At 46.1% G+C, this 18679-nt stretch carries 14 protein-coding genes; 7 read left to right on the top strand and 7 right to left on the bottom strand.

The window, feature by feature from the left end; all coding sequences use genetic code 11:
- Positions 1-155: 155 nt before the first annotated feature.
- Together ppnN and xni are read left to right on the top strand one after the other, a co-directional pair.
- Entirely contained in the window at positions 156-1514 is a 1359-nt protein-coding gene (gene ppnN, locus ACXAFJ_RS02650; RefSeq protein ID WP_475321225.1) for a nucleotide 5'-monophosphate nucleosidase PpnN, read from the top strand.
- Between the two features lie 61 nt (positions 1515-1575).
- Entirely contained in the window at positions 1576-2349 is a 774-nt protein-coding gene (xni, locus tag ACXAFJ_RS02645; protein ID WP_475321224.1) for a flap endonuclease Xni, read from the top strand.
- Positions 2350-2356: 7 nt separating this feature from the next.
- Here xni and rlmM read toward each other — a convergent pair whose 3' ends face one another.
- Genes rlmM through ACXAFJ_RS02625 form a run of 4 tightly spaced genes read right to left on the bottom strand, consistent with a single transcriptional unit; the run spans position 2357 to position 5359 of the window.
- Positions 2357-3448 carry a 23S rRNA (cytidine(2498)-2'-O)-methyltransferase RlmM gene (rlmM, locus tag ACXAFJ_RS02640; protein WP_475321223.1) on the bottom strand — a complete coding sequence of 364 codons (1092 nt, stop codon included), beginning with the start codon at positions 3446-3448 and terminating at the stop codon, positions 2357-2359.
- The gene (locus ACXAFJ_RS02635) at positions 3445-3843 is read right to left on the bottom strand and encodes a DUF423 domain-containing protein (protein ID WP_475321221.1); all 399 of its coding nucleotides are present in this window, start codon (positions 3841-3843) and stop codon (positions 3445-3447) included. The genes rlmM and ACXAFJ_RS02635 overlap by 4 nt, the downstream gene beginning before the upstream one ends.
- Before the next feature lie 3 nt (positions 3844-3846).
- On the bottom strand, positions 3847-4458 hold the full coding sequence (locus ACXAFJ_RS02630; RefSeq protein ID WP_475321220.1) for an alpha/beta family hydrolase: 612 nt from the start codon (positions 4456-4458) through the stop codon (positions 3847-3849).
- A complete protein-coding gene (locus ACXAFJ_RS02625) occupies positions 4451-5359 on the bottom strand; it encodes a transcriptional regulator GcvA (RefSeq protein WP_475321219.1) in 909 nt (302 codons plus the stop codon). The genes ACXAFJ_RS02630 and ACXAFJ_RS02625 overlap by 8 nt, the downstream gene beginning before the upstream one ends.
- Before the next feature lie 355 nt (positions 5360-5714).
- Here ACXAFJ_RS02625 and ACXAFJ_RS02620 point away from each other — a divergent pair.
- Both ACXAFJ_RS02620 and ACXAFJ_RS02615 read left to right on the top strand, forming a co-directional pair.
- Positions 5715-6919 (top strand): IS3 family transposase gene (locus ACXAFJ_RS02620; protein WP_475321218.1). Its coding sequence is split into 2 segments (ribosomal slippage): positions 5715-6102 and positions 6102-6919, totalling 1206 coding nucleotides; the frame shifts between segments, so codons are not numbered across the junction.
- 220 nt (positions 6920-7139) lie between these two features.
- Positions 7140-8546 carry an alpha-L-fucosidase gene (locus tag ACXAFJ_RS02615; protein WP_475321216.1) on the top strand — a complete coding sequence of 469 codons (1407 nt, stop codon included), beginning with the start codon at positions 7140-7142 and terminating at the stop codon, positions 8544-8546.
- 52 nt (positions 8547-8598) lie between these two features.
- On the opposite strand, the gene ACXAFJ_RS02610 is transcribed toward ACXAFJ_RS02615, so the two are convergent.
- The 3 genes from ACXAFJ_RS02610 to ACXAFJ_RS02600 form a co-directional block, all read right to left on the bottom strand.
- Positions 8599-9252: a carbohydrate-binding family 9-like protein gene (locus ACXAFJ_RS02610; RefSeq protein ID WP_475321215.1), complete on the bottom strand. Its 654-nt coding sequence runs from the start codon at positions 9250-9252 to the stop codon at positions 8599-8601.
- A 75-nt stretch (positions 9253-9327) separates the two neighbouring features.
- Positions 9328-10173, bottom strand: a complete 846-nt coding sequence (locus ACXAFJ_RS02605) for a helix-turn-helix transcriptional regulator (RefSeq protein WP_475321214.1) — start codon at positions 10171-10173, stop codon at positions 9328-9330.
- A gap of 78 nt (positions 10174-10251) precedes the next feature.
- Positions 10252-12165 carry an ABC transporter substrate-binding protein gene (locus tag ACXAFJ_RS02600; protein ID WP_475321212.1) on the bottom strand — a complete coding sequence of 638 codons (1914 nt, stop codon included), beginning with the start codon at positions 12163-12165 and terminating at the stop codon, positions 10252-10254.
- A 351-nt stretch (positions 12166-12516) separates the two neighbouring features.
- Between ACXAFJ_RS02600 and ACXAFJ_RS02595 the strand changes: the two genes are divergently transcribed.
- From ACXAFJ_RS02595 to ACXAFJ_RS02585, 3 genes are read left to right on the top strand one after another with little or no spacing between them, the layout of a single operon-like run.
- Positions 12517-14340 (top strand): alpha-L-fucosidase, encoded by a 1824-nt coding sequence (locus tag ACXAFJ_RS02595; RefSeq protein ID WP_475321211.1) that lies wholly within the window; start codon positions 12517-12519, stop codon positions 14338-14340.
- A 27-nt stretch (positions 14341-14367) separates the two neighbouring features.
- Entirely contained in the window at positions 14368-16674 is a 2307-nt protein-coding gene (locus ACXAFJ_RS02590; RefSeq protein WP_475321209.1) for a glycosyl hydrolase family 95 catalytic domain-containing protein, read from the top strand.
- Positions 16655-18649 carry a polysaccharide lyase family 8 super-sandwich domain-containing protein gene (locus tag ACXAFJ_RS02585; protein WP_475321208.1) on the top strand — a complete coding sequence of 665 codons (1995 nt, stop codon included), beginning with the start codon at positions 16655-16657 and terminating at the stop codon, positions 18647-18649. Before ACXAFJ_RS02590 ends, ACXAFJ_RS02585 begins: the two co-directional genes overlap by 20 nt.
- Positions 18650-18679: the final 30 nt, after the last annotated feature.

Here is an 18679-nt window from a genome sequence, read left to right as displayed (position 1 = left end):
AACTCGGTTAACTGTTGCGGTTTGACGCGTATTGCTCTTGATCCACAACCTAATACGCGCCAAAAAATTAAATCGAACGTCTATCCATCACCACAGAACAAGATTCTCATACGTATAAGGTGATAGCGAGTTTCTGGTAGGCATGAGGAGGTTGTATGATTACCCATATTAGTCCAGCAGGCAGCATGGATTTGCTGTCTCAACTAGAAGTCGAACGTCTAAAAAAAACGGCCACAAGTGAGCTTTACCAACTGTACCGCAATTGCACCTTAGCGGTTCTCAATTCCGGCAGCCACACTGATAACTCCAAAGAGCTACTCGACAAATACCGTTCATTTGACGTCAACGTACTTCGTCGTGAACGCGGTATCAAACTCGAGCTTATCGAGCCTCCTGAGCACGCTTTTGTCGATGGAGAGATCATCAAAGGTATCCAAGAGCATTTATTCTCTGTGTTGCGAGATATTGTTTACGTCAACATGCACCTGGCAGACAACCAAAGACTAGATTTAGAAGACGCAAGCCATATTACCAACTTGGTATTTGGCATTTTGCGTAATGCCGGAACATTAACACCAGGTGCCGATCCCAACTTAGTCGTCTGTTGGGGTGGTCACTCAATCAACGCCATTGAATATCAATACACGCGAGAAGTAGGCAATGAACTCGGCCTACGAGAGCTCAACATCTGTACTGGGTGTGGCCCAGGTGCGATGGAAGGGCCGATGAAAGGCGCTGCCATTGGTCACGCCAAACAAAGGTACACCGGACAACGCTATTTAGGGCTTACAGAACCATCGATTATTGCAGCAGAGCCACCTAACCCAATCGTCAATGAGCTGGTAATCATGCCAGACATTGAAAAGCGATTGGAAGCCTTTGTTCGCATGGCGCACGGTATTGTCATTTTCCCGGGTGGCCCAGGTACTGCAGAAGAGCTGCTGTATATCTTGGGGATCATGATGCACCCAGACAATGTTGAGCAACCACTGCCGATTGTATTAACTGGGCCAAAAGAGAGCGCAGATTACTTCAAATCGATTGATGAATTTGTTGGTGCAACACTAGGTAAACAAGCACAGAAACACTACCAAATTGTCGTTGACGATCCGGCTAAAGTGGCTCGCATTATGAAACAAGGAATGAGTGACGTTCGTGAACACCGCAAATCCACCGGTGATGCATACAGCTACAATTGGTCGTTGACCATCTCTGGTGATTTCCAACACCCATTTGAACCCACACACGACAACATGGCGAACTTGGATTTACATCTGAACCAACCTACCGAAAAACTAGCAGCAAATCTGCGCCAAGCGTTTTCCGGTATCGTTGCAGGTAACGTAAAATCCGAAGGGATTCAGGAAATTGAAAAACATGGCCCATTTATGATCAATGGCGATGCAGAGCTCATGCAGCGAATGGATAAACTATTAGCCGATTTTGTCGCTCAAGACCGAATGAAACTTCCCGGCGGTACTGCTTACCAACCTTGTTACAAAATCGCGACCTAAGCTGAAAAGCGACGGATTAAGCGTTACAATAGGCCCTTGGTTTTCAAGGGCCTAATCGTTTATGTCTATTCACTTAGTGATCATTGATGCACTCAACCTCATTCGCCGTGTCCATGCCGTTCAAGGGGATGCTGGCGATATCAGTGCCACCAGCCAAACTACCTGTCGAACATTGCGACGCATTATTAATGAAGCGAAACCTACCCATATTTTGGCAGTATTTGATCATTTAGACGACGACAGAGGATGGCGTGCCAAACGGCTGCCCCAATATAAACAAGGCCGAAAACCCATGCCTCCTGAACTGGCACAAGGGCTCGATCAAATTCAACAAGCTTGGTGGGAAATGGGGATTGATTCATTGCTTTCAGAAGGTGATGAAGCGGACGACCTAGTCGCGACACTCGCTGTTAAAGTTGCCAGCCGCCAAGAAAAAGTGACGATTGTTTCCACTGACAAAGGTTATTGCCAACTGCTCTCCCCAACTTTACAGATTCGCGATTACTTCCAGCATCGTTGGCTAGATACGGACTTTATTGAACGAGAATTTGGGGTAAACCCAGAGCAACTTGCCGATTATTGGGGATTGGTGGGCGTCAGCTCTAGTCAGGTGCCTGGTGTGGCTGGTATAGGGCCAAAGGCTGCCAAGGAAATACTTGGCCAATTTCCCTCGATAGAGGCGGCATTTGCGTCATCAGAATTGGCTGATAAATACCGCAAGAAGCTGGATGAACATATCGAACCTGCGCGGGCCAGTCGCGATGTCTCGCAACTAAAAACGGATATCGAGCTTGGCTTTAACCTGCAAGATATCCGTTTCAATCAGCCCAAGTAATCAGAGTTTAGCGCGGCGATATATTGGACAAACACTGCAGGTGAACCGTGATCTCTTCACGGTCGTGATAAAGGTGCTTGGCCTGCATTTTGAACTTCACACCATTTTCAATTAAAAACAGTTTCAGGTTTTCAATGTCTTCAGACGCTTCTTCATAGCGACCTTTCATCGGTAGCTTGAGGTTAAAGATCGCCTCTTTAGCCCAACCACTGATAATCCATTCACCCATCAATTGCGCCACTCGCGCTGGCTTTTCGATCATGTCACACACAAGCCAAGTGACATTTTTACGTTGTGGCTCAAACTTAAACCCGTCTTCTTGATGGTGTTTCACCTGCCCAGTTTCCATCAGACTGTCGGCCATCATGCCATTGTCGACGGCGTGCACAAACATGGATCGCTTAACCAGTTGGTAAGTCCAGCCTCCTGGACAAGCGCCTAAGTCCACCGCCCACATACCGGACGCCAAACGTTCGTCCCACTCATTCTTAGGGATAAAGACGTGAAACGCTTCTTCCAACTTCAATGTAGAACGACTTGGAGCATCACTTGGAAACTTGAGTCGTGGAATACCCATGTAAAACGCTGAATTGTTATTAGTGTAGGAGTAACCTACGAAACAATGCCCCGGTTCGACAAAGCAAATGTGCATTACGGGCTTAAATTTGTGCTCTTTTTGCCAAAGCCAATTTTTCGCGCGCAGCGCTTGTCGCATCGGGACTGTAAATTTTCGGCAGAACTTAAGTAATTCTTTCGCTTCATTCGTGTCTGGGGTTTCAACTCGTAAATCGCCACAAACTGGCACTTCTTCTAACTGAGATAACTCAGTCAAAATTGGAGATATGCGGTCGTCTTTTGGCAAATCTTGGCACACCGCCAAAACAGCAAACATTTGACGGGCAAAAATCAGCGTTTGAAAATCAATATCTTTTATCAGCTTTTCCACATCACCGTCTTGGTAACACTCAAAAAGCACATACCCTGCATTTTTTTTGACTCGAGCAAATCCAAATACTTCGAGTTGTGTCGCTTTGTCTTGAATTTCCGCTGCACACTCAGGTTCAAAACCTGGTCTGCAGTACAGCATAAGTTGTTTCACTGCGAGTTCCTGTTAATTGCTAAGGTACCTGAGATCATCACAAGCCAGCCAATAATGAAGCTCACTCCACCAATAGGCGTGATAGGCCCAAACCATTTAATTCCGGTTAGCGCTAGTGCGTAAAGACTACCGCTAAAACAAAAGACGCCGATAATAAAGCATAACGCAGCTTGTAAGAAACGCTTTTTGGATTGTGCTGGTAAGTTTGTATAACTGGCCAGCGCCATGATGATGACTGCAAACGCATGGTAAAACTGGTATTGCACACCCGTTTCAAACACGCCCAATAGATAAGGGGAGAGTTGTGCTTTAAGCCCATGCGCGGCAAAGGCGCCGAATGCAACAGCAGTGGCTGCGAATGCGCCGCCAACCACTAACAGCCACTTAGGGGTCATGGATTAGATTCCTTCGATAAATGAGGCTACACGTTCTGCAGCGCTCAATATATGTTGCTCTTGAGTAAAGCCCGACGCTTTCCTAGGTTTAAAGCTGTGATCACCGTCCGGCAAGAAGTGAAGCTCAACGCGGTTAGAAAATGTAAAATCCTGACATTCCAATTGGTTGCCAAACGTGTCGCGTTCCCCTTGAACAATCAAGGTTGGTGTACTCATCGCTGCCAAGTGCTCCCCCTTAAAGTTCTCTGGCTTTCCCGGTGGGTGGAAAGGAAAACCTAAACAGACAATGCCTGCGACACTTTGGTGTTGGTCTAGTAGGCTGGCCATACGCCCACCCATGGACTTGCCGCCAATTACAACGCTTTCCGCACCGTGCTCTGCAATCACAGCTTCAAATGCTTCTAATAATTTAGGTGCGCGGTCTGGCGGGCGCTTTTTCCCGTCCTGAGCACGTTTGATCATGTAGGGGAAATTGAATCGCAATACTCTAATGCCGAGCGATACCAACTCGTTGGACATCTGCTGCATGAAGTCATGCTCCATGCCAGCACCAGCTCCATGAGCAAAAATAAATAGAGGCCCATCGCTTGGGCCTTCAAGAATCCAATCAGCCATTAAGTAACTCCTGCTGTTCTGCTTGCGCGGTTGCTAACATCCAATCTCTAAAAGTTGACACTCGACCGAGGTCAGCTTGCTTGTCATGACACACCACATAAAACGCATTTTTGGTTTCTAGAACTTGATCAAACGGCGCAACCAACCTTCCGGAAGCAAGTTCAGGTTGAGCTAGTACACTATTGGCCAGCGCCACTCCCTGCCCATGGGCTGCCGCTTGTAACACCATAGTAGAGTGGCTGAAAATAGGCCCGTGGTTGACGTTAACATTAGCCAGCTGATTTTCTTTTACAAAAAGCTTCCACTCTTTTCTAGAGGTATCGTGCAACAAGGTATGATGAGAAAGATCGGCAATGGTTGCGAGTGGCTTATTCCCCAATAACAAGTTAGGAGAACAAACAGGTATCAGAAATTCTTGATACAACTTATCGGCTCTCAACCCGGGCCAATTACCGCGTCCATAATAAATCGCCACATCGACATCTTCGGTCAGTGAGCCTTCTTCAAGATCCACCGCCTTGATTCGAACATCGATATCTGGCTCTTGTTGATTAAAGTCCGCCAAACGAGGCACCAGCCATTGAATAGCAAAACTCGGCGGCAGGCTTATGGTCAAAGCACCTTTTTCACTGCGCTCTAAAACCTTGTCTGTTGCCTCCGCAATCGCGGAAAAAATATCGCGCAAATCGTTGAAATAACTTTGCCCTTCTTCGGTGAGAAGTAAGGATCGATTGCGACGACGAAACAGTTTTAATCCCAAGTATTCTTCGAGCGACTTGATTTGATGGCTTACCGCCGCCTGTGTAACAAATAGCTCTTCCGCTGCACGAGTAAAACTTAAGTTTCTCGCAGCCGCTTCAAACACTTTTAACGAGTTGAGTGGTGGTAGACGTCTCGACATGGTTTGACTACACATCAATTAGATTTTCTTATGCGAAGCATTATAAATTGTCGATTGCTGAGCGGCTAGAGAAATTCTATATTTCATCCCGCAACGCTAACCTGAACGGCTTGGTTGTTATGACCAATTGGCTTAGTTGTTGCGATGTTGTGTTTGCAAACTCGGTTTTCGAGTTAGGTAGGTTACTACCGAAACGTTTTGTATCTCGTATCCCTGAGACAAAACATACTTCCTGTATTTATTTTTTTGACCTGTTGTCAAAGATTTTTTAGCACCGCATTGCGGTGCTTTTTTCTTTTCTGTGTACCGTCCTAAATAAGGTTGACACATTCCCAACATGAAATTGGAGAGTGTCATGAAATCAACAAGTAAACGAACCCAGCGAGATTATTCTCTTGCCTTTAAATTGGCGGTTGTTGACCAAGTAGAAAAAGGAGAAATGACCTATATACAAGCCCAAGAGCGATATGGAATCCAAGGTCGGTCCACGGTCTTGGTTTGGCTTCGTAAGCACGGTCGTCTAAATTGGTCTAAAGGAATAGAGAAACCAAACACAGTAGGTAATGATATGTCTGATTCTCCTTCTGCTCATACTCCTGAACAACGAATAAAAGAACTCGAACAACAACTTGAGGAAACTCAACTGAAAGCGGACTTCTTTGAAGCGGTCGTAAAAGTCATGGATAGAGATTTTGGAGTTCGAATCTCAAAGAAGCGCAAAGCCGAGTTATTAAGGAAAAAACGCTCAAAAGACTCACAGTGACGAAAGCTTGTCAGTTTATTGGCATTACTCGGCAGGCATTTTATAAACGTTGTACGTCAGAGCGTCAGCGAATTCGGAAAGAGCAGTCTGTCATTGGGTTCGTCAAAGAGCAACGGATTCAACATCCTCGCTTGGGAACTCGCAAGCTCAAACACTTACTCAGTCAACATAACATTGATGTAGGACGGGACCATTTGTTCTGTTTGCTAAAACAACACCGTCTATTGGTCCCCAATCGTAGGGCTTATCATCGAACAACCAACAGCCATCATCGGTTTCACTGCCATCCAAACTGCATCAAAGAAGGCATGGTTCCAACGAAACCGGAGCAGCTGTGGGTCGCTGATATTACTTACTTGGCAACGCAAACAGGAAATACCTATCTCAGTTTAATCACCGATGCCTACTCAAGGAAGATAGTTGGGTATCATCTCGATGACAATATGAAGACACAAACAGTGAAGCGCGCGTTCCTGAAGGCCTTGAAAAATCGACGCTACGAGGGTGAGCTTATTCATCACTCTGATAGAGGTATTCAATACTGCGCTGAGGAATATCAGTCATTACACAGAAAATATCATGTGAGGTGCTCTATGACAGATGGATATGATTGTTATCAAAACGCTCTAGCAGAAAGAGTGAACGGCATCTTAAAGATGGAGTACTTACTGAGTAAGCCGAATGACTTGAATGAAGCAAAGAAAATGGTTGCCGAGTCGGTAAAACTCTATAATGAACAGAGACCACATACAGCTTTAAATTACAAAACGCCCGATGAAGTTCACCGAGCGTTTTAACCAAAAGTGTCAACCTATATCAGGACGGGACACTGCTTGCACCCGTTTAGTTGATCACCTTTCAACCAATTACTTTTTGGCCAGTTACTTTTAGCTGGGTAGTAAATGATTGTTTTTTCCAACCCGTGCGATTGTTTTTGACATTCTAAATCCCGCCTAACCCCTTATTCTTACGTCGAACTACACGCCGCGTGGCGAACACTATTTGTTAGGAAGCAGTATGTCCGTTTTATCTCCTTTTGGTCCCACTCCAAACGCTCGACAATTGGCATGGCATAAACACGAGTTTTATGGTTTTTTGCATTTTGGAATCAACACCTTTACGGGTAAGCAATGGGGTTATGGCGATGAATCACCTCATTTATTTAACCCCTCAGATTTTGACGCCGACCAGATAGTCAAAACCGCGAAACAAAGTGGTATGGCGGGATTAATCCTGACCTGTAAACACCACGATGGTTTTTGTTTATGGCCGTCCCCCTATACCGAACATTCAATCAAAAACAGTCCGTGGAAAAACGGTCAAGGAGACATGGTTAAAGAGATCAGCGAGGCCTGTCTTCGACATAAGATAAAATTCGGTGTTTATCTCTCGCCATGGGATCGCAACCACAGTGAATATGGTCGTGCTGACTATCTAGATTACTTCCAAAAACAGTTAGAAGAGCTCACCAGCCAGTATGGAGAGCTGTTTGAAGTGTGGTTTGACGGAGCAAATGGAGGCGATGGCTATTATGGCGGCGCGAATGAAATGCGAAGTATCGATAGAAAAACCTATTACGATTGGCAAAATACCTATCAGATTGTGCGTCGCAATCAGCCTAATGCGGTCATTTTTACCAACTGCGATATTCGCTGGGTAGGGAATGAAGAAGGCTTTGCCAATGAGCCGTGTTGGCATACCGTCTCGTCCGTGAGCAAAATCGACCGCTTACAAGAAAAAACAGTCAAAGAAGACGATATGGTTAAAGCATGGGATGAACATTTTGAATTACTGGGTTCAGGTGAACGTCATGGCGATATTTGGCGCCCAGCTGAGTGTGATGTGTCTATTCGCCCTAACTGGTTTTATGACGAAAAAGAAGACGACCAGGTTCGTTCACCTGAAAACTTATGGCAACTGTACTTAAAATCTGTTGGCCGTAGTGCATCGCTCCTTCTGAACTTACCGTTAGACCAACGTGGGCAAATTCACCCTAATGACCAAACGTCGCTACTCGAATTCAAAACGCTACTAGACAGTAAACTGGGCAATGCCAAGACCGGCATCGTTCAATCAAGCAGTGAGTTTAGCGCACAACACCTGAGTGGCCATACTCAGCGCGATGATGAGTGCTTTTGGTCACCTAGTGAACAAGATACGACGCCCTACTTACAATGGGAATTTGAATCTCCCACACAAATAGGCTTAATTAAGTTGAGTGAGTACCTACCTTTAGGTCAACGCGTTGATGAGTTTGAAATCCACGTCAAACTCAACAACCAGTGGGTGAAACTAAAAACCGTTCAAAGTATCGGTGCTCACAGAATCCTAGAGTTACCTCTCACCCAATGTCAGGGCATCAAAGTGGTATTCAGCCAATTCTCAGCAACACCCGCGATTAGGCTGGCTCATTGTTTCGGATAAAATCCCAAAAAAATGATAGGGGATAAACCTTTCCTATCTCTAATCTTGAAAACTAAGCCAAAACCAGCTCTTGAAAAAACTCAGGCCGATGAAAATCGGGCTGCGGCGTCGGGATTGGTGCCCAGGTTAAGTAGTGTTTATCGGGTAACTCTTCACCACACTTGTACAAATTCAGCTTAAGAACTCGCTCACTCTCAAGCGTTGCAGATTGTGCATCAAGCAACCAATCTTTCGGAATTTCGCATACCAGTTGCCAATCGGTTGCTTGATTTAATAACCCAAACGCCTTTTTACCCAAACTGGACCAAGTGCGAATTCTTTCTGCTTCGCAATTAGGTAATAGATTTCTGGAGTGGCGATCAGGACCAAGGCCTACCAAAACGGTGCCAATGGCGTTCATTTCAATGTTGTAATAGTCTCCCGTTGAAGACAGCAAAAAGCACTCAACGCAACTATCTAAGCAAACCATTTCGTTAGTTTGGGTTTTATTGGCGACCACCGCTGGCTCAGAAACATCAAAGCGGATGTACAATGCATTTTCGCTATAAGCAAGATAAGCCATTGAGCGAACTGAGGTCTCAAAACCAAGCCAGTTAACCTTATCTATGGCAAGGCATAAACCCTCGTCTAATACTTGGACTATCTGATCTAATGGTCGGTTAGAATCGATGTTTAGTTTGGGAATTTTTTTTAAGTCGGTATACATTATTATTGGTTTACTATGTTAATCGCGCTAAAACGCAATCTAAGTTAAAAAGAACGATATCTAAGCGAATAAAAATCAAAAGCTTATTCTTGGGGGCGTGATTTGTGACGGCGCAATACCGTAGTGACGCTTAAATTGTTTACTGAAACTACTCACATCTGGATAGGCTAGACAATCCGCAACATCGATCACTCGAATGTTGGCTTGTTCAAGCAACGATTTCGCCAAACTCAATCGCTGCAACATTCGATACTGATGCGGAGGCGTGCCTGTTGCGTACTTAAACTGACGCCGGAAGTGAACCTCACTCATTTTCAATTCTGCTGCGATATCATGAATGGGCGTCAACCAGTTCTCACTCAATTGAGTTTTCGCAACGTTTAACCAATCATTTCGGTGTTGTGATTGAGATTCTTGGTGCAACCAAGTTAAAAAACAACGTTGCAGGGCGATTAGAAATTCGGGAACGGCATTAGGGGCAAGGTTGGCGTATTGCTTGAGGTGATGAAACTGCCCTAACACCTCCATATTTGGCAAAGCGCGGCACCACTGCCAACTGGGAATGATCTCCAATTGAGTAAGCGGCAGATACACCGAATCCGGCAGAGACACAAACCACTCTTCATACAGCTCACCTTCAACGGCACACGTTGAGTGACAACAGCTCGGATGTCGCTGAAACCGGTCGCCAGCTTTTAGCATGGTAATGACTCCCGTTGAATCTTGGTACCAAAGGTGTCCCGCCGTCACTACGCTAAAACTGTAACGATCGGTACACACGTTTTTTTGCCAACGACGCTCCCCTCCTTGATAGCGCAACCTTCCAACTTCAATGTTGTTGACTTGTGCGTCACCACATTGCCAATTAATACAGTGTCGCTCATCAATCAGGAAATCATCCAACTTTGTCTCGATTGTCATATTAACCACTTACTACTAGCAAAAAAGCCCTAACTACAGATGTAGTTAGGGCAACCTCAATAAAAACGAGGAAACAACTTACTTGGTGGACTTCCAAAGCTGCGCAGTGCGCATTGGCCCTGGAGAAGCAATGCCGTATGAGTTTGGTACGGAAACATCAGCGTTATGAACATTGTGTTTAATGATCACACCTTCATCCAACGCAGAAACCGTTCCAATACCATAGAAGTTTTCTTTGGCGATATTGACGATCTCTTTCATCAAGCGGTTATGTTCTTCCAGAGAGGCAGTTTTACCCATTTCTCGGTATAGCTCGATCTGCTTTTTCACATGTGCCGGCGGCTCAACAGCATCGGCGTGATTTGGATCGGTCATCCAGTAGTAGTAACCGATACCCCAAGTTGACGATGGGTTTTGCACACCATAGTTACGGAAAGTATCTAACACACCGATACCGCCGTCACCGGCTGCTGGTAGCACGTCATATTCATTCGATAACATCAAAGTACCTAGGTAAGAATTTTCCACGACTTTAATATCAAGGAATACGCCAACTTCTTGGAAGTCACCTTTTACCAACTCTAAAATATCGCCATATTCGCTGACGAATCGTTGTGGCATGGATGCTTCAATACGCAAGCGTTGACCCGTTTTATCGAGACGGAATCCTTGTTTGTCGCGCTTTTTGAGACCAACTTTGTCTAGCAACGAGTTTGCCTTAGCAACATCGTATTCCGTGTATTGTTTGGCAAATTCTTCATCCCAGAAATTCGACTTTTCTGCCGGAGCGGACTGATGTGGTTCCACAACACCAGCAAAAACAGTCTCTGATATCGCTTCGCGATCAATCGCATGCGAAAGGGCAATACGGAAATCTTTGTTTTGGAATAACTCGCGCTTAACCGGATCTTTGTGTGTTTGGTTAAGGTTCATAATCATCGCATTCATACTCGTCGTAGGACGGAAGTCGTAGCGGTAGCCGCTTTTTTCTTCATTTTCCATCAGAGTAGGACGATATACCGCTTTACCTACATAACGAGTTTGGAAATCTGTCTCCCCCGCTGCCGCGCGCAAAACCAATTCCTCTAAGTTCTCAGAGTATGAGAAGTAAACTTGATCAAGGTAAGGAAGCTGATTGCCCTCAGTGTCTACCATCCAGTAGTAAGGGTTACGCTCCCAAATCGCATATTGATTTGCCGGACCCGGCGCGACTTTCACTTTCCAAGCGTTGATTGTCGGTTTATCAACGTTTGTGTAACTTTCCATAAAGTAGATAGCGCGACACTTAGTTTGGAAATACTGCTGCCAGTTCTCAAATCCGGCCGCTTTCGCATTGGCAACTGCCTTATCGTTGTATTCCGGAATAAACTGTTCACAATAATGTTTCGGGAACTGAACAATATTCGAGCCATCAGTATTTGCTAGTTTACGAAGCAACATGCCATCGGGTTTCGCGAGCTTAATTTTTACTGTGTGTTCGTCGACAACTTCAGCAACCGCGTCACCGGCACTACGAGCAAAAAACGGACGATTCCCCGACCAGTCTTCGCGGTTCATCAAATCAATGTAAAACTTAATATCGTGCGCACCAAACGCATGACCGTCAGACCATTTTACGCCTTTGCGAAGTGAGATGGTGTATTCGGTCAAATCATCGTTTACCTCGTACCCCGTCGCCAAATTGGGCTCAATACCCGTGTAAGAACGGTTGAAGTTAAACAGGTTGTCGTACTTAAGCATGCGCATACGATGACCGTTATCTTTTTTCAAGCCCAATAACTTCAATTGATCACCATATTGACCAATGCTCTCGATTGGCTCAATCACCAAAGGCTCAGACGGTAAGCGCTGCTCAACTGAAGGAAGCTGCCCTTTTTCAACTAAGTCCGCCAACATTGGCGCTTCGTTGTAAACAGCAGCATTTGCTGAAAGTGACAATGAGATACCCATTGCAACAGCAGAAAGTTGGCCAAGAATTTTTAAACTATGCATAAAACTCTCCAGGTGTTTCACGTTCAAACTAGAAATAAATATATTTTTCTTTTAATTCAAAAAGCGGTTTCATTTTGTTTTTATTGACCCAAATATCGTAGTTTCCGACTGGGAAATGTGATTGAATTCTCACAGAAACCATTCAACCTTTAACTGGATCACACTTATACCTGTGCTCAATATGACTGTTTTCTCCTGCGCATGGACAAAACGGTCACCCTCCTAAAACTCTGTTCTAAAAAATGGGGATGATTTTCGTGAATCAATTCACAGAGGGGGGAAAGACCAAATCGCAACTCTATTTCGATTATTAAAATGAACCATCGTTTTATTTTAAAGAGAGCAGTAGTAATGACGGTAGGTGAATTAGCAGGTAACACAACACAAACGGGTAACAATGACAGAAACGCTTTTACGGGTGTTTCCGCGCAAGGATTAGAGCGATGGAAAAAAAACACCTTTGGCATGTTTGTGCACTGGGGGCTGTATTGCCATCAAGATCTTGCGGGGTTTTATCAAGGCAAGTATTACGACATCATCAGCGAGTGGTTGCCCTACTCGGCGAAGATTCCAATGGCAGAGTACAACGAATACGCTGACTCATTTAACCCCGCTGAGTTCGATGCTAACCAGTTAGTGGATTTAGCTAAATGCGCCGGTATGAATTACATGGTGATCACCGCGAAACACCACGATGGTTTCGCCATGTATCACAGCCAAGTCGATCAATTTAACATTACCGAGCAAACCCCTTTTGCTCGCGACCCATTAAAAGAAATTGAGCAAGCGTGCCGTCAAAAAGAGCTGGACTTTGGCGTGTACTACTCCCATGCGATTGACTGGCATCACCCTACCGCCCATAGTTTGGCCCCAAACAATTGGGACTATCAGCAAGACCAATGGGAACAAAAAGGCTATCAAGAGTATTGGCAAAACAAGTGTCTGCCACAAGTCAAAGAACTGCTGACGGGTTTTGGCGAGTTGTGCTCACTTTGGTTCGATATGGGTGGCTTTGATATTGCGCCAGACACCAACCATCTGGAACAAATCACCGAGTTAATGGCGACCATTCGCGAACTTCAACCCAATACCGTGGTCAACAGCCGAGTCACCGGCGATCAACTTGAGCACAAGGTCGACTGGGACATCAAAACGGGCCATGACAATTACATGGAGCCATTGCCGATCAAACCTTATTACTGGGAAGGGATCTCGACCACGAATGACAACTGGGGGTATAGCCGTTCCGATCTCAACCCAAAATCGGCAAACGCATTAATCAACCAACTGTGTTGCAGTGTCAGTCGCGGTGGTAACTTTCTGCTTAATGTGACCCTTAATCCGCAAGGACAAGTTCCTGCTGATATGGCAGCGATATTGCGAGAGATGGGCCAATGGATGGACACCCATGCATCTGCGGTAATCAACACCGATGCGTCACCGTTTTCAACTGGGTTTAACTGGGGTGTGGTCACTCACGCTCCCGAGCAAAAAACCTTGTACCTGATATTGCAACGCTCGCCAGAGCATCGACAAATTCAACTGCATCAGCTCAATAATCCAATAGTGGCTATTCGAGAACTTTCTGGGACTATCAATCCTGAACATCTTGCCGTTTTGCAGCGAAACGACGACCAAAACGGTGTCACCACCACTATCACCATGCATCGCGAGTGCGATATCGACCAAGGCCCAACGGTACTGGCTGTCGAATACCAAGGTGAGCTAAGTGCCAATCACCGAGTTATGCAAGACCGTTTTCACAAAGTGCGCTTGGATGCGTTAAACGTCACCACACATCAGGACGAATCTCCTGTGTATCAGTGGACTTTCACCATTAACCATCCTGGCCGCTACCAGATTGATTTGGCCAGTTTAGAGTCACGACATCACAAAACTCCCGCATGGGAGCACTATGGAAAAACCGGCACACTAACTTGTCGAGAGCAAGTTCTGGCGTTTTCACTCAACCCCGATGCGATCTTGCACAATGATACCCAGATTCCTTGGAAAACCGTGGTGAGCGAACTGGGTGAGTTGGAATTTCCTGAAGCCGGCGAATATCAGATAACGCTATCGGGCTTTACGCTCGGCATTGATCATTTTGCCAAATACGGTGATCAAATTGTCAATCTAGATTACCTGTTAATCAGCCCCAAACGAGTGGGTCATTAAGGTTGAGTAATTTAGGTTGAACATACTATGAGAAACTCAGTGAAGCTTTGGTACAACAAACCCGCCGTAACTTGGTTCGACGCACTACCAATTGGCACAGGGCGCATTGCCGGACTATTTTATGGCACGCCCGAACGACAATGCTTGAGCTTAAATCACGAGTGGCTATGGCGCGGGCAACACAAACATCGCGAAGCCGGCCAGCAATCGCAGCACTTAGCTGCGGTTCGTGAACTTCTATGGCAAGGCAACTATCACGCTGCCAATATTTTAGGCAATGATGCGTTTGCTGGCGGTGGGGGCTTAAAACAAGCCATTCAACCCAGGCAAGTAGACCCGTACCAACCCGCGGGTGATTTGAATGTGGCCGTACTCATTAATGGTACTGCCGCCACCTTCGAGTCATTGTATCGAGAACTGGACGTTGAAAGCGCTACGGTTACCCAAAAGTGGCAACATCAGCAACATGCATTTAGCCAAACGGTTATCGCGGACACCGAGCGAGATCAGCTGTTGATTCATATCGCTTGCAATCATACCTTTGACTTGGATTTATCATTTAGCCGAGCCGATGACCCCGAATGTCAGTTAACTGACCACATCCAGTCTCACTCTCTTCAATTGCGCGGCAGATTCCCTGAAGGCGTCGAATTCACGAGCCAAGCTCAGATTTTGGCGACGGATGGGGATTGCGCACCTCATGAAGCATCCTTGCGAATTGACCAAGCCAAATATGTACTCATTGCGGTGGATGTCGGGTGTAATGCTCGCCACACTTCAAGTTTCACTGAACTGACAACGTCAGATAGTGACCCAACCACCCTCAGTGACCGCGATTGGAGTGCGCAATTAGCGCGGCACCAAAACAGAGCGAAATCTCGATTGAGCAACACTCAATTGAATCTACCCGACGAATATGACCACCTGCCAACGGATAAACGCATCGAAAGGGTAAAGAAGGGCCAGCAAGACACAGGATTATTAGCGATTTACTTTCATTATGCTCGCTATTTACTCGATGCTTGTTCGGCAACCGCAGAACTTCCAGCCAACTTACAAGGAAAGTGGAACGTTGAAGTGTCACCGCCTTGGCAGAGCGACTATCACCTCGATATCAATTTGCAAATGAACTATTGGCCTGCGCTTAGTACCGGACTGTTTGATGCAAATCTCAAATTACTCGATTACTTTGAGCGAATGGTGCCATCCGGAAAGGTCGCTGCAAAGCGACTATACAATTGCAACGGGATCTGGTTTCCACTGCAAACCGATGTGTGGGCGAAAGCCACGCCTGAATCTTGGGGGTGGGCCGCTTGGGTTGGCTCTGCGGCTTGGGCTGCGCAGCATTTCCAATGGCATTATCAATACACTCAAGATCGCGATTTTCTTGCCCAACGTGCCTATCCCTTCTTTAAGCAGGTGGCCCTATTTTATCAAGACTATTTGCAACAAGACAGCAGCGGAACTTGGCAAATTTTGCCGTCTCAGTCGCCTGAAAATGCATTTGTCGGAGCCGATAATGTGCCTTCATCTTTGTGCGTTTCAGCCGCAATGGATGTACAACTGGCTCACCAAGCGCTGACGTTTGCAATTGAAGCTGCCACGATTCTAAATATCGATAGTGATGAGCAGCAGCAATGGAGCCAAATCAAAGGCAAGCTGCCAACTTTGCAAATTGGAGAAAGTGGTGCGTTACTCGAATGGGGTATCGAGGTCGAAGAAGCCGAACCCGGTCATCGTCACTTATCACATCTAATTGGTATCTACCCGTTTGATAACTTGAGTCCTGATCAGACACCAGAACTGTGGACTGCCGCCAAGAACTCGCTTAAACAGCGCCTATCACAAGGTGGTGGCCATACGGGTTGGAGCCGAGCATGGACTGCCTGCCTATGGGCGCATTTAGGTCAGGGAGACCGAGCTCTCCAGCACCTTAATCACTTAATCAAAGACTTCTCCACCAGCAGTCTACTCGATCTCCACCCACCTCATTATTTCCAAATTGATGGCAATTTTGGAGGAGCAGCCGCCATTGTCGAAATGTTGTTGCAATCGAGACAAGGAGACATCACATTACTTCCGGCACTCCCGTCAACACTAACGGAAGGCGAAGTCTATGGATTACACGCCAAAGGTGGCGTGGTGTTTGATTTGAAGTGGTGTGATAGCCGTTTAACCAAGGTAATCGCGCACTGTAAACACAGTGGTGTCTTCACCATTCGCGGTCTAAAAGAAAACCAATCCGAACCGATTCGACTGAATTTGGAGCAAGGCAATAGCTATCTGCTTGTTGATGAACAAAAATCGGAGGCAAATGATGTTACCTACCACTAACTCATCTCAATGTAATGCCATCGACACTATGACTGACAAGCTGTGCCAAGAGTTGTTGTCGCAGCCAGAGAGTGACTTTTCATTGAGTGATTGTCTTGCCAATCTAAATGAGCAGGGACAGTGGCAAGACATTGACTACCTCCCCGTAACAGGCGCTTTGTGGCCTGCCTTTGACCATTACTCGCGGCTATTGCAACTGATAAAACATCACGCTCTAGCACCAACTCACGAGATTGAGTGTGCAATTGCCAAAGCGCTCGCTTATTGCTCTCAAATCGACAAGCCAAATGAAAGTTGGTGGTGGACCGATGTCGGTCTCCCGCAAACTGCTGGCCATATTACGTGCTTGCTATCTCGCTATTTGCCTGAGCTCGATGCAAAAGTGTTGGCTCCGGCTCTAAGCCAAGGTTTAGCGCAAACCTACAAAACTGGGGCCAACCGCGTCGATATTGCCTATGCATTCCTGCTGTCTGGTTTGTCGAGTCAAAACGAGCACATCATTGCTAGCGCCCTAAAGGACATTGAAAACAGTATCTTTGTCAGTGTTGATGAAGGCATACAAGCCGATTTTTCGTTTCACCAACACGGGGCGCAGCTCTACATGGGCGGGTATGCCGAGGCATTTTTAAGCAAGACTCTTTTGGTCGCATTTCTCGCCCATCAATCGCCTTGGCAGTTCTGCTCTGACAAAGTGGTCTTGTTGTATCGCTTGATGACTGAAGGTTTTTGCTGGATGAATTATCGAGACACCATTGATTTTAACGTACTAGGACGCGGTTTAACTCGCCGCCAGCGCGCCCATCACAACACAAAACAACACCTTGAATGGTTAAATGCCATCTTGCCTGAGTATCAACTCCAACTTAAGCAACACATCCATCACCTAACTGGCACAATGTCACCACTCAAAGGCTTTAAGCACTTTTGGCGCAGCGACTATTCAAGCTGGCAAAATCCGCACGGTTTTGTTGGCATTAAAATGAACTCAAGTCGGATAAAACCAACGGAGTCAGGTAATTTAGAGAATCTTCAAGGATTCTGGTTAGGATTTGGCAGTCACCACATTGCTAGACATGGCGGTGAATACCAAGCCATCTATCCGGCCTGGGATTGGAGCAAAATCCCTGGCGTGACCGCACCAAGCAAAACCTGGCAACCAGCGCAATGGGGACGAATAGAACAGCCCAATAGCCACTGGGTTGGCGGGTTAAGTGCTCCATTTGGCGGTGGCGCGACCATGCGACTCGACGTGACATTGCCAGACGGGACTAAGCTCACGGGGCAAAAAACATGGTTTGTACTCGATGAGGTGATGATTGCGCTTGGTTGTAATCTGAGTCATCCAGAGCCGCTGACCACGACCATCAATCAATGTCACGGTTTGCAACATTGTGAGGTGGATGGTCAGTCACTGAACGCGCCAATAGTTCAGCACCCTGTTCATCAACATGTACAGCACGATGGGGTTCATTATGTATTGCTCGACGGTAGCCTTGGTGAGCTTAGCCTTGCTCGGCAATCGGGTACTTGGCGAGACATTAATGGCAATGATACTCAGGACGTCATAGAAGCGAGTGTGATGACCTTATCGCTCCCCAACCAGAGCCGATACGCCTATGCGATAAGCTTTGATGCCACCACGGCAAAACAGCTTATCAATAACCAACGGTTTTCTATGAGCAATTCAGAAAATGGTCAGTGGTTGTGGGACAAGCAGACGCGTCGTTTACTCTTGGTTTGTCAACACCCACAGCAGTTTGTGATAAACGAGACACTAGCACTTCACCTCGATGGTGCCGGTTTTATTCAGTATGACCAAACCACCAATCAGATGTGGTTTAGCACTCCCGGACAAGGTGGCAAAACCGTGACTGTTCGTGTTGATTCTAATAAGCGAATCACGACATTTATTGGCCAAACTCCCGATGAAAAAAATTTGCTAGGCCAAACCGTTGCAATGCAAATTTTGCAGTAATTAAGCGAGCCTCAAGGCTCGCTCTTCAAT

The sequence above is a fragment of the Vibrio sp. ABH4_348 genome (assembly GCF_056159765.1).
Note: the sequence above shows the minus strand (reverse complement) of the source record. Positions and strands in the feature narration are given on the sequence as shown.